The 12,787-nt window shown below is 54.9% G+C and carries 11 protein-coding genes; 5 read left to right on the forward strand and 6 right to left on the reverse strand.

Translation table 11 applies throughout. The features are described from left to right. Positions 1-167 precede the first annotated feature (167 nt). From IGS16_RS21445 to IGS16_RS21455, 3 genes are all read right to left on the reverse strand, one after another. Positions 168-896, reverse strand: coding sequence for a lecithin retinol acyltransferase family protein (locus IGS16_RS21445; RefSeq protein WP_297089000.1), 729 nt, complete (start codon positions 894-896; stop codon positions 168-170). 274 nt (positions 897-1,170) lie between these two features. After that, entirely contained in the window at positions 1,171-1,932 is a 762-nt protein-coding gene (locus tag IGS16_RS21450) for a M50 family metallopeptidase (protein ID WP_297089002.1), read from the reverse strand. A gap of 235 nt (positions 1,933-2,167) precedes the next feature. Next, entirely contained in the window at positions 2,168-2,686 is a 519-nt protein-coding gene (locus tag IGS16_RS21455; protein ID WP_297089004.1) for an FHA domain-containing protein, read from the reverse strand. A 496-nt stretch (positions 2,687-3,182) separates the two neighbouring features. Between IGS16_RS21455 and IGS16_RS21460 the strand changes: the two genes are divergently transcribed. Next, on the forward strand, positions 3,183-5,240 hold the full coding sequence (locus IGS16_RS21460; RefSeq protein WP_297089006.1) for a hypothetical protein: 2,058 nt from the start codon (positions 3,183-3,185) through the stop codon (positions 5,238-5,240). A gap of 59 nt (positions 5,241-5,299) precedes the next feature. Here IGS16_RS21460 and IGS16_RS21465 read toward each other — a convergent pair whose 3' ends face one another. After that, positions 5,300-6,085, reverse strand: a complete 786-nt coding sequence (locus IGS16_RS21465) for an FHA domain-containing protein (RefSeq protein WP_297089008.1) — start codon at positions 6,083-6,085, stop codon at positions 5,300-5,302. Between the two features lie 414 nt (positions 6,086-6,499). Here IGS16_RS21465 and IGS16_RS21470 point away from each other — a divergent pair, with 414 nt between their 5' ends. Both IGS16_RS21470 and tatC read left to right on the forward strand, forming a co-directional pair. Further along, positions 6,500-7,468, forward strand: coding sequence for a S1 RNA-binding domain-containing protein (locus tag IGS16_RS21470; RefSeq protein WP_297089010.1), 969 nt, complete (start codon positions 6,500-6,502; stop codon positions 7,466-7,468). Positions 7,469-8,317: 849 nt separating this feature from the next. Then, the gene (gene tatC / locus IGS16_RS21475) at positions 8,318-9,124 is read left to right on the forward strand and encodes a twin-arginine translocase subunit TatC (RefSeq protein ID WP_297089012.1); all 807 of its coding nucleotides are present in this window, start codon (positions 8,318-8,320) and stop codon (positions 9,122-9,124) included. A gap of 23 nt (positions 9,125-9,147) precedes the next feature. Here the strand turns inward: tatC and IGS16_RS21480 are convergent, their stop codons facing one another. Continuing rightward, a complete protein-coding gene (locus IGS16_RS21480; protein ID WP_068512681.1) occupies positions 9,148-9,456 on the reverse strand; it encodes a DUF3067 family protein in 309 nt (102 codons plus the stop codon). A gap of 292 nt (positions 9,457-9,748) precedes the next feature. On the opposite strand from IGS16_RS21480, the gene petC reads away from it, so the two are divergent. Both petC and petA read left to right on the forward strand, forming a co-directional pair. Further along, on the forward strand, positions 9,749-10,291 hold the full coding sequence (gene petC / locus IGS16_RS21485) for a cytochrome b6-f complex iron-sulfur subunit (protein WP_068512683.1): 543 nt from the start codon (positions 9,749-9,751) through the stop codon (positions 10,289-10,291). Positions 10,292-10,396: 105 nt separating this feature from the next. Beyond that, a complete protein-coding gene (petA, locus tag IGS16_RS21490) occupies positions 10,397-11,389 on the forward strand; it encodes a cytochrome f (RefSeq protein ID WP_367185847.1) in 993 nt (330 codons plus the stop codon). A 387-nt stretch (positions 11,390-11,776) separates the two neighbouring features. Here the strand turns inward: petA and IGS16_RS21495 are convergent, their stop codons facing one another. After that, positions 11,777-12,565 (reverse strand): transporter substrate-binding domain-containing protein, encoded by a 789-nt coding sequence (locus IGS16_RS21495; RefSeq protein ID WP_297089017.1) that lies wholly within the window; start codon positions 12,563-12,565, stop codon positions 11,777-11,779. Positions 12,566-12,787 lie beyond the last annotated feature (222 nt).

Below are 12,787 nucleotides of genomic sequence, written 5' to 3' on the forward strand. Positions count from 1 at the left end.
GGGCTTTTTGGGAGCTTTGTTGGGTTTTGCGGAGGCTTTCGGCAGTCCCCCAGAAGATCGGCGATTTTGGATTGTAGAGTTTGGATTTTGGGCGCTGCCAAAAGCTTTCATCCAAAATTGTCAATCTAACTAAGATCCAAAGTCCGAAATCGGCGCAAAACTCAGGTTCAGCCCCAATCCTGATGCTCTGACGCGGTGGAGAGCGCAATTCGCTGATGTAGAGCTGCCGCGTTGCGCTCTAGGTCGATTGCAAGGGTGTCGAGTTGGTCTAGCTGGGTTTGATAGTCGGTGAGTTCGCGTTTGGCGGCGACTTTTCGCTCTAGGGCGGCGCGGGCGGCGGGTTCTTTGCCCTGCTTGAGAGCCAGTTCTGCGACCCGATGCCAGGTGTCCATCTCTTTCTGGGCTGCCTGCATTTGTCGCTGGAGCTGGTCGCGGGCGATCGCCATATTCCGTCGCGCCTGGTCAAATTGTTGCAACGCCATCGCAGGATCACTCGCCAGCACTGCGTCTTCCATCATGCGGCGAGAACTGCGCGGGTTGAGCATGGCGGCATCGAGTCCAAAGGTTGCAAGCTGTTCGCTGACGCTGCGGCCCGTTTTGCACCAGGTCGCAAAGTGTTCGCAATTATTTTCGAGCAAGCTATAGCGCTGTTCGCCCAGCCGACTCTCGGCCCGTTCAATCACGATATCGGGCAAATAGCAAACGGTGTATTGCTTGACGAACACCCGGTTGCCCCAGGAAAACGCCGAAAACTCTGTTTGGCGAATCGTCGGCGGCTCGGTGGCTTTGCTGTAGTGGATGACAGTGCCATCGCCGCAGTCGATGCCGTGGTGTTCATACACACCGTCCATGCCAGCGAGCGGTCGCATGACGTAGATTTGGTCGCCTCGGGCCATGTTCAAGGGGTAAAGCGTTGGGAGCGAGGTTGAGAATCAGGTTTAACGGCCAGTTTCACCTGCACAGCCAAAGTGCCTATTGGTTTCAGCACCCTGAATGAGCTGCTGCAAAATTTTATCTTAGGCAAGCGATTGGCAAAACGCTGTTTGCTACCTCACGCCCGAATCCAAATCCCTTCAAGACTTACGCACTTGCGATAAGCTCTTTGGATTTTGGACAATTTCTCGCGGGCTGTATCCGAGAGAAATTGTCCAACTGCGTAAGTCCTATCCCTTAATTGCGATAAGCCATTTGGAGGCTCTTGACCAGCAGCAGCAGCGAGGCGATCGCCATTAGCCCGCCCCAAAACCAGTAGGGCAACAGCAGGTTTTGAGCGATTTGCCCAGAGTCCGACAGGAGGACTTGCCCGCCGATATTGGCTTGGCGGGTGAACAAATAATCCATCTGGTGATAGGTGCTGACGCACGCCTGCACACCCAGAAATTGGATCGCGAAGACCTGGAGCCAGGGATAGCCGGAGAGGGCGATCGCCAACACTGCCGCCCCCAGCAGCGGCACGGCCACCAGCCCAAAGAGCGATCGCACCCAGATGAGCGCCGACCCAATCAGCATTGCCCCCAAAAACAGCAGCGCATAGCGGGCCATCTGGCGGCTGCGCGAGGACAGGATAAATAGCGCCCCAGCAATCGGCGGCCCCATCGGCCCGGCCGCCGCCACCAGCGCCCGACCTATGGGCCCCAGAAACAAGCTGCCGCTGTGAACCGCAAAGCCAGAGCCATTGGGAAACATCTGCAACTGCTGAAAGTTGCCGCCCAGCAGCATGGCCATGAGTCCGTGCCCCATTTCATGAAACCAGGTCGCCAAAATGCTGAAGGGATACAGGATGTAATTCCCGATGGGCAATTGCCAGAGCAGACTGGTGGCGATCGCCGCTGCAACCAGCCACGTCAGCCCTACCCGGTCAGCCTTGGACTTGGAAGCATCCCACAGTTGCGGGTCATCAAACGGATTGTCTTTGTTCCAGCGATTCGTCATAGCAGGGCTTGAAAGAGGAGTCTTGCAGAACCATGACTCAACTCTAGCGCTTGCCCCCTTGGATTGCCTGCTGCGCGACTCCAGGCATCATTCCAGGTATAACTCTGGGGTACTGGGTGTAGCCCGCTCAAAAACTCGCCAGTTCAGCCAGTGGCTCAGTCAGCAGTTCGCAACACCCGAAATCCCAGGAGAGATAGGGACGTACTAGAAGGCAACTAGAGGCAACGCCTCCCACTCAAGTCGGCGGATCGGGCAACTGCAAATGGGGCGGTACTGGAATTACCCCGCCAGGAGCAGGGGAGCGATGAATTTTAGTCGCCGCATCGGGAGAGTCCGGATCGCCGTCCTGCCGACCTCGGGTGATTTCGGTTGGGGCTTGGGGCAAATCAGAGGCAGGTTGCCCAACCGTGCGATCGCTCACCAGCCCCGTCGTGGGCGGATCATCACTGTTCTCACTACCCAAGCGAATCTTGATATTGGGCCCAGAGCGAGCCAGCCGAATCACTGCACCATCCGTCAGTGGAACTTGCGTAATTCGCTTGCCGTCCAGGTAGGTGCCGTTTGTGCCCAAGTTGACAATTTCCCAATTTGCGCCAACCCGACGCAGCTCTACATGATGGCGAGACACGACAGCGCTGTAGAGAATCACGTTGTTATCGGTCGCTCGCCCAATGCGAATCACCGACTCATTTTCAAACTTCCAAACCTGGGCTGGAATCTGCTTGACCGGATGCAGAAGGGATAGGGTAATCACACTCGTGACGCAAAACCTAAGGCGAAAGAACAGAGTGGCAAATTTTCAGGAAGAGATGCCTAATGGCAGGGTGACTGAATTTTATGGCTGAAATTTTATGACTGAAATTTTATGACTGAAGTTTGAAACTGAATCTTGGGGCTGATCAAGTATTGTGACTGATCCGACGGGCTGCTGGCTGTAGGGTGAAACAACGGCTGGCATCCATCATCCACTCATCCTAAATCCTACGCTGCAATCCTATATCGCTTTCTTTAGAGCAAATGCAAACTTTATGGCCAAGTCTGGTCAACTTGGCTCTCGCGTAGGGGGCAAATCTGGACAAGACTGCCTCAATCTAGAATAGGCTGGGAACTCTAGGAAGTGCCAATGTTTTGAGGTTCTGTGTGAAGCTACCGAGGTATTTGAGGTGATTTCCGGTCTGTCCTGTGTTCTTCTGCGTTCTTGATAGATCGGTCATTTCGGTCATTGTTGATGCTGGAGGAAAACGTCTGTCATGCCCAACTTACCGGTAAAGCGCATGGTGCTGTACAAGCACGGGGTCGGTTTCTTTGAGCGCCTGGGGGCTTTGGGGCCAGAGTCCTCCGTCACCTTGACGTTCAAAAAAGAGGAAATGAACGATATCCTCAAAAGCTTGGCGGCCTTCCCGCAGGGCGATGGGCAGGTGGTGAACGTGTCCTACGAAACGCCGGAAGAGAAGCAAGACGCGCTGAGCAAAGCGCCGCTGGTGTTGAGCGATCGCCAGGCCTGGCTAGATCTAGTGCGATCGCTGCGGGGTTGTCAGGTGCGGCTCCATATCGCTGGCAGCGAAACCGACGGGGCGCAAGAGCGGATCATCAGTGCATCTGGCTCCGAGTTTGTGGTCAGCGGCTGCATGGTGGGGCTAAACCAAATTGCCAAAAAGCCAGAGCAAACTCTAGTCGCCATCATGACCACGGGCAGCGAAGCCGACAGCACGCCTAGCCTGCGGACGTTTTTGCTGTCTCAGGTGCGGGGTCTAGATATTTTGGACGCTCGCAGCGGCGATGATCTGCGCTATGTGCTGGACTTGAGCCAATCTCGTGAGGAACAGCGCAGCGTCACCATTTTTCTCGATCGCCCCAATCAAGACCTGCTGGTTAGCTATGTTGCTCCCAGCCCTACCTGGCGCGTCAGCTATCGCCTCGTCTATACGCCCAATGCACCTGCCGAGGGTAGTGATGTTGCCGATAATAGCGACAGTGGGCAGTTATTCATCCAGGGCTGGGGCATTGTGGACAACCAGCTCGATGAAGATCTGGAAGATGTCTCCCTGACGCTGATCGCCGGACAGCCCATCAGCTTTATCTACGACCTCTACACGCCCCGCTTGGTCGATCGCCCCACTGTCGAAGACGAAGCGCGAACGGTGGCGGGCCCCGTCAGCTTTGAAGAAGGTCGCCGATACGAGAATTTGAAATTAGAGTCGCGCGAATTACTCTCTGACGTTGCCAACCGCTACTACGAGTCTGCTTTGGACGAAGAGCTAGCGGCTCCAGGCATGGGCAGCAGTCGGTTCAAATCTGCCCGCCGCGACCTGGCCCAGGCAACTCAGGTTCAGGCAACGGGCGTAGCGCGGGGCGAGTTGTTTCAGTACGACGTGGGCATTCCGGTCACGATCAAGCGGGGCCAGAGCGCAATGGTGCCGATTTTGGGCGCAACGCTGGCCAGCCGCAAACAGCACTGGTTCAACGCTGAAAAATTGCCAGACCATCCAGTGGTGACCATCGTTGCAACCAACACGACTGGGCTGACCTTGGAGCGCGGCCCGGCAACGGTACTGGAGGCAGAGAACTACGTGGGGGAGGCGGTGCTGAACTTTACGCCTGCGGAGGGCGAGTTTTTTGTGCCCTATGCCGTGGATTTGGGCGTGCAGATTTCGCGGGAAGACGAGTCACGTCTGGAAACGGCGGCGATCGCCCTTGGAAAAGGCGACTACCTCGTTCATGACCAGTGGGAAACCCGCCAGACCGTCTACTGCATCGACAACCGCAACACCTATCCCGTTGTTTTGGTGATTGAGCAGCGCATTCTCAGCGGCTACGAGCTATTTGACACAGCGGAGCCAATGGAGCAGACGGCTGAGTTTCAGCGCTGGAAGCTGGCGATCGCCCCTCGGCAGCAGAGCGAATTTTGCGTGCAGCAGCGCCAGAAAATTTCTCGCCACGAACAAATCCTTAACCTCGATTACCAGACCCTCCAGGCGTACCTGCACAACAAATTTATCAACGCCAGCCTGTTTCAGGAGTTGCGAGGCATTTTAGACCTGCATCAGCAGATCGCCCAAATGCAGCAGGAAATCCAGAAGCTTGCCAAAAAGCGCGATCGCCTCTCTGAAGAGCAGGAGAGCATTGCCAAGAAGTTGCAGCCCCTGAAAAACAGCGGCAGCGAAAATGACCTGCGCGAGAAGCTGGCAGCCAAAATGAGCCACCTAGAAGACGAGCGCGATCGCCTCCAAGACACTATCACCGCCCAGGAGCAAACGCAGGATAGCCTGAAGCAGCGGCTCCGGCAATTGCTCCAGGAGTTGCATTAGCCTTGCCTTCGATTCAGCGTCAGGTCCAGCGCTGAACCCTGAGCAAAGTCATTGCCCGCTTAGGAAAGCTGGAACAGAAACGTCATGCGATCGCCCTTACCCAGCGAAATGCGATCGCCCGGCCGCAGGCGATGACGATTGCCCATTGGCAGTGGCATATTGTTTACATAGGTTCCATTAGAACTGCCCACATCTTCCAGGTAATACGCATCGCCCTCTACTCGGATATCAGCGTGAACCCGCGACACAATTTCTGAACTGGGAAAACCGGACACGTCAATATCCGGCGGAATTCGGTCGTTGGGCTTGCCAATGTGAACGACAGGTAGCGCTTGGGGTAGCTCTACAACCTGATTGGTCTGCACATGCAGCAAGCTGGCCCGCTGCGTCTGGAGTTGGGTCGGCCCCAAGGAAGCGGTCGGACTAGCTACTGGCGGCACTGCGACGGGCGGCGTGACAGGCGATGGCGGCGCAACGGGTGGCGTGGCAGGTGGTGGCGGCGGTGGCGGAAGTTCAGAAATGGGCGAAACGCCCGAAGTTGCAGACGAGTCCGGTGTTGCTGCAATCGGCGGCGTAATTGGCAATGGATCGGGTGGAACCAAGGGTTCTACCGCTGGCAAATCGGGAATTGCAAAGTCGGGCGCGACCGTTGGCGTGGACACCTCTGGCCCTTCTGCCGCCGCCGCCCGCAGGTTAAACCCACACTGTCCACAAAAGCTGGCATCGGACTGAACCGAAGCCCCACAGTTGGGACAGTTCATCATCGTAGGCAGCGGCGTGTAGCAGGCTTCACACTGCACTGCGCCATCGGGATTTTGATGGTTGCAATTCGGACAAACAATCATAAATAGACCGCTCCCCTTACCGTGGGTCTTAGCTCCAGTGAATGAACAGGGCATCTGCGCGAGGCAGGCTGGGCAAGTCTGAGCCGGGAGAGGCTTAAGCTGGCACGGTTCGACCTGCAATTTCAGCCTACAATCAGCCTACAAATAGCTTGCCCCATTAATGACTCTACAAGCGCACTGGTGCATTTCCCGCCTATTTCTGGAAATGTTCTGCCTCGGTAGCAGCCCAGACCCGTCGCCCAGCCGTTTCACCCCTGGCTAACGATGCTGATTAACCAAAGAATCGCTTATATTAAAAAAGCTCAATTGAAGCCAATTGCCTACTTCAAAATCCGCCAGACCTGAGCCAATCTACGCTCAGGGCAGCCCAAGAGCGGCGGGTTCTCTAGATACCTGCTTGAGGAGGTCAGTCGTTTGTCGTTTTCCAGTGATGACTTTGCCAAAGCCCTAGAACAGCACGACTATGCGTTTCAGAAGGGACAAATCGTGCGGGGCAAGGCATACAGCTATGAATCGGATGGAGCCTACGTCGATATCGGCGGCAAGTCCGCTGCATTTTTGCCGTTAGAAGAAGCATCTTTGCGGCGCATCAGCAATGTGTCGGAAGTGCTGCCGCTGCAAGAGGAGCGCGAGTTTCTCATTGTGCGGGAGCAGGATGCTGATGGCCAGGTGACGTTATCACTGCGCCAGCTTGAACTGCGCCAGATCTGGAGCCAGTTCGCCGAAATGCAGGCGGAAAACAAGACGATCCAGGTGCGAGTCAACGGGTTTAACAAAGGCGGCGTGACGGTGGATGCGATGGGGCTGCGGGGCTTTATTCCGCGATCGCACCTGAGCGAGCGAGAGAACCTGGAGTCTCTGATTGGCAAGTCTATGACGGTGGCCTTTATCGAGGTGAATCCCACCACCAAGAAACTGGTGCTATCGCAGCGACTCGCCGCTCAAGCCGCCAGCTTTAGCCAGATTGTGGAGGGTCAACTGATCAGCGGTAAGGTGTCGGGTATCAAGCCTTTTGGCGTGTTTGTGGATTTTGACGGCGCGACGGGGCTGCTCCACATTAATCAGATCAGCAAGAATTACATTTCGTCCCTTGGCGACCTGTTTCAGCTAGGGCAGCCTATCCGGGCGCTGGTGAACGAGGTGGATGAAGTCAAGCGGCGCATTTCGCTGTCTACCAAGCCGCTAGAAAACTATCCGGGTGAAATGCTGGAAAACATGGCGGCGGTGATGGCCGAGGCCGAGGCTCGTGCCCAAAAGCTTCAGCAGTCGGCGGCCAGCGCGATCGCCCCTGAACAGGCAGATAGCAGCGTCGAACCGACTGACGAAGCGGTGGAGGAGCTGGTCGCATCGCACGACTCAGCCCCAGACGAAGCGGCTGAATAACCTGGGTCGGCGTTTTGATGGTGAGCCATCCCTATCCCTGCAACGCAAATCACAATTCAAGATTGCAACCCACGTTCACAATTCACGCTCACAATCCACAATCACAATCACAATTCACGCTCACAATCCACAATCACGATCGAACACAATCAAAGCGGAACGGGACCAGCAGGCGCTTTTGATCTTCGCGCTTGCCGGCCCCGTTGCCGTTCTGTTGTTGTGACCAGTCAGTGAACCTGGATTCAGTGTGACTCAAAATCAGGTATAAGTCATCACATCACTCGGTTCTTTTACGGAAACTATGTTTTTGCCCCTGGGCGATCGCATATTCCACAAGATCCTCAAAAACCGCGCTTGCCTATTTTCCATGAATCAACGGATTCGCTGACTGAGAAATGCTTTCAACCCAATTTGTGGGGGATAGGTTTGCGTAGAACCCTGGAGGCTGTTGCAAGGAGCGGGCGATCGCTCCTCAGCGAAAAGTGCGTGCTTTCAACCAGTCGGGGATTGGGCTGGTATAAAAAAGACTGGAAAGATGCGATTTTGGGGGAACCTCGCGGGTCAATTTCCTGGCTGAGGCATCGTCTGCGACTGAGCTACCCATACGAACGATAAATATTCTTTAAAGCATCCGCCCGACCGATTGACTCCTCTCTTCTTGCTCCCGACTCATCGTCTACAGAATCTATAGAACCCTTTCAGAACCCTTGTAGAAAACCGTAGAACATCGTTCTGAGAAATTTCCCAATAGCCAATTCCGCAACGGAGCTTAAACAGGCGCTAGGCTAGTATTGACTACACGACTATTGGCTACACGATTGCTCTATCCCGTTGCCGCAAAGCTTGCCCATGACTGCCCCGACGGAAACTGACCTCGCTACCCAGAACGGACTGAACGCTGCTGCCGCCCCTAGGCGATCGCCCGCTGTGGATGTGCAGACGGATGACGTTGCCGATCTGGATGTAGAAATGTCCCTGTTCGACCATTTGGAAGAACTGCGGATGCGGATTTTCTACGCCCTCATCGCGATCGTGGTGGGTGTCATCATCTGCTTCTTCTTTGTCAATCCCATCGTGCAGCTTTTGGAAGTGCCCGCGCAGGGGGTGAAGTTTCTTCAGCTTTCGCCAGGGGAATATTTCTTCGTGTCGCTGAAAGTCGCAGGCTACAGCGGCTTGCTGGTTGCCAGCCCGTTTGTGCTGTACCAGATTATTCAATTCGTGCTGCCGGGGCTGACTCGCAAAGAGCGACGCATCATTGGTCCCATTGTGCTTGGTTCCAGTTTCCTATTCGTTGGCGGGCTGGTGTTTGCCTATGTGGCGCTGATTCCGGCAGCGCTGAACTTTTTTATTCACTACGGCGCGGATGTCGTAGAGCAACTCTGGTCAATCGACCGCTATTTCGAGTTTGTGCTGCTGCTGCTGTTCAGCACGGGGCTGGCGTTTCAGATTCCGGTGATTCAGGTTTTGTTGGGAATCTTGGGGCTGGTCACATCCAAACAAATGCTGTCGGGCTGGCGCTATGTGGTGCTGGGCGGTGCGGTGTTGGGTGCAGTCCTCACGCCTTCTACCGATCCGGTGACGCAGAGTTTGCTGGCCGGAGCCGTGCTGAGTCTCTACTTTGGGGGCACTGGTATGGTGAAGCTGCTGGGTCGATAAGGCGGTTTGGCTGCTTGCTGCGACTAAATCATCCACTCCGAAGCGCGATCGCCCAAATCAATCGGATAGCTTACAGCCTTCCCCAGACGAGGCTTTTCGGTCGTCTGCTCGATGAATTGCTGGACTCGTTCGGCGCTGCCCAGTGCCGTGAGGTAATTCGCCACTTCATCGAGATGCTCCAGGTACTCGTCCTCCGTCATGGGAAACGACACCTGCTCCAGGTACTTCCACATCACCTGAAACAACACCTTTCCCTGCACCTTCCGTAGCTGCACATCAAAGGAGCGGCTCCATTTGGTCAGTAATAGCTGATGCAGTTCCTCGCCAGTCATAGGGGCTAGGGGATTAGGGTTTAAGAATTCAGGGGTCAGATCAGGCTGGGCTGTCGGGTTAGGCTATCAGGTTGGGCTGCTCGATTTATTTTAGGAGATCTGAAGTTTTACGTTTCGTTACGATACCGCTGTTCAGAGGGGCTATCTGCGGTTTCTGGTGCGGTCAGCGCTATAGAATACTTCATAGAAAACTGTAAACCATTGCCGAACAAGGACTGCTGCCAAGGATGGAGGCCTTGCACCGGACAGGGTTTTACCCAACGTTACTTCTCTAAACTCACCGTTCATAATCATGACTCAAGCTTCTGGAACGCCTGATGTGCCCGATTTGGGCCGGCGGCAGTTTATGAATCTTCTTACTTTTGGGGCAGCCACGGGCACGGTGCTGGGCATGTTGTATCCCGTCGTGCGGTACTTTATTCCCCCCTCCAGTGGCGGCGCAGGCGGCGGCGTGATAGCCAAAGATGCCCTGGGCAACGATGTGGTGTTGAAAGATTTTTTGGCGACCCATGCGGTGGGTGAGCGCGTGCTGGCGCAAGGGCTAAAGGGCGACCCGACCTATTTGGTGGTAGAAGATGCTGGGGCGATCGCCAGCTACGGCATCAACGCCGTTTGCACTCACCTGGGCTGCGTCGTTCCCTGGAATGCCAGCGAAAATAAATTTATTTGCCCCTGCCACGGTTCTCAATACGATGCAACGGGCAAGGTGGTGCGTGGGCCGGCTCCGCTCTCGCTGGCGCTGGTGCATACCGACATTACTGAAGACGGCAAGATTGCCATGACCCCCTGGACAGAAACCGACTTCCGCACGGGCGATGCCCCTTGGTGGTCTTAAGGGTCTGCCTTTGTCTGATTCTGACCTGCCCCATTTTTGGGTTTAACGTTGGGCGATCGCCCATTTCTGCCGAGCCTTTTTCTAAACCGAACACGCACTCTAAAAATGAACTTCAAGGTTTGCTCATTTTCCTCTCGTCGTTGGAGCGTGACCGCTCTGATTCGAGGGCTGATGGTGGCGGTGCTAACGCTAGCGGTGCTGGTGTCGAGCGATGCCCTGCTGCCTCAGTCCGCTGCTGCCTATCCCTTCTGGGCACAGCAAAACTACGCCAATCCTCGCGAAGCCACGGGTCGCATCGTCTGCGCCAACTGTCACCTGGCCGCCAAGCCTGCCGAGATCGAGGTGCCTCAGGCGGTGCTTCCGGACTCTGTGTTTAAGGCCGTGGTGAAAATTCCCTACGATCATTCTGTGCAGCAGGTGCAGGCCGATGGGTCTAAGGGCCCGCTGAACGTGGGGGCTGTGCTAATCCTTCCGGAGGGCTTCACCATTGCGCCGGAAGACCGGATTCCTGAAGAGATGAAAGACGAGGTTGGCCCCAGCTACCTGTTCCAGCCCTACGCCGAGGATAAGCAAAATATCGTGCTGGTGGGGCCGCTACCGGGTGACCAGTACGAGGAAATCGTTTTCCCGGTGCTGTCGCCTGACCCCACTACGAATAAGAGCGTTGCCTTTGGCAAATACTCGGTTCACTTGGGCGCAAACCGGGGTCGCGGACAGGTCTATCCCACGGGTGAAAAGAGCAACAATGCCGTTTACAATGCCTCGGCGGCGGGCGTGATTACGGCGATCGCCAAAGCAGACGACGGTAGCGCTGAGGTCAAGATCCGCACCGAAGATGGTACGACCGTGGTGGACAAAATCCCTGCGGGCCCAGAGCTAATCGTTTCTGAAGGCGAAGAAGTCGCCAGTGGAGCTGCACTGACCAATAACCCCAACGTCGGCGGTTTTGGTCAAAAGGACACCGAAATCGTGCTGCAAAGCCCGAACCGCATTAAAGGTCTGATTGCATTCTTGGCAGCAATTACGCTGACTCAAATTCTGCTGGTGCTGAAGAAGAAGCAGGTCGAGCGCGTCCAAGCTGCTGAAATGACCTTCTAAAGGCTGCGTTCATCGCAGGTTGATAGGTACAGGGGCGTTCTGCTGGAACGCCCTTTTTTGTTTTTTGTTGAACTTTTTTTGAACGTAGAATGCTAAAGCGGACGATGAGATTGTGGTGTTCATTCGTCTGGGTAGCGCTACAAATGAATTTGCTGGAAGCCCAGTAGACGTTTGACTAATCACCTACTTTGAAAATCCAAAAATCGCAGACCCAAAATCGAGAATCGATACCAAAAGAGACAGAGAGACTTGATTCTCCCTGACTCTTTTGAGTTCAGCCCATGAGTTTAGCCGATACAAGTGTCCAAGCTGGAGTTCAGCGTCTGAATCCAGCGACGGCTATTTCTTTGCCCTGATTGGGGTCGCCATGATGGGGTTGCCAGGTGACTAGGAAGCGGGTGTGTCGCTACCAAACCACTTAACGATTAGCTTCTCTAACTCGCCGTTGGACTTCATTTCGGAAATGATGGGGTCAAACTGGCCGAGCAGTTCAGAGCCTTTGGGGAAGGCGATCGCCGAACCTGCTTCTCCCTCGTTGGGTAAGACATTCATTTCCAGGTCGGGGTTGGCGGCCATGTAGCCCTTGGCAACCGTGTCTTCCATCAAAATGGCATCAATCCGTCCGGCCTTTAGCTCCTGAATCATCTCATTGATTCGGTTCAACGCCTTGACGTTTGCGCCCTGAAACTCCTTGGCGGCTTGCTCTTGAATCGAACCCAACTGCACGCCTAAGGTCTTGCCGCTCAGACTTGCAGCACTCGTCAGACCTGAGCCAGATTTCGACACGATCGCATTCTTGGCTTCGTAATAAATCTGGGAAAAATCGACGTTTTGCTTCCGCTCTTCCGTCGGGGTCATACCCGCCATCACAAAATCAGCCCGCTTAGATTGCAGAGTTGGAATCAGCGCATTGAAGTCAATGTTGTCAATCTTGAGGCCATAACCCAACTTGCCGGTGATGTATTTGGCGATATCGACATCAAAGCCAACGATTTCCTGGCTGCCGCTCGACGTGTCGATAAACTCGTAGGGGGGATAGTCGGCAGAGGTGGCCATAGTCAATGTTCTGCCAGCGTCGCCGCCCGCTGTGGGGGCGCTGGAGTTACAGGCAGTCACCAGTGTAATCGTCAACAGGGCCGTCAAAAAGGCCGTGAACAAGAACTTGAGTCGCTTCATAATCAAAATCTCTAGAGGAACTAAAACCAACTCGTGCAAACGTTGCAGTCTAAAGGTTGCAGTCTAAAACTCGTCATCTTTTCACTGCTCGCGCAATGCCTGCTACACAACCGTTTTTGAGCTTGAGGGATGAACCGTTTTTACGACGATTCAGGTATAGTGGCATTTTCCGAGTTGGGTCGGTATCTCGAAATACCAAACCAAATAGCCTCGCCTGCAATT

It is taken from the genome of Thermoleptolyngbya sp. C42_A2020_037, assembly GCF_015272455.1.
Taxonomy (GTDB): Bacteria; Cyanobacteriota; Cyanobacteriia; order Elainellales; family Elainellaceae; genus Thermoleptolyngbya.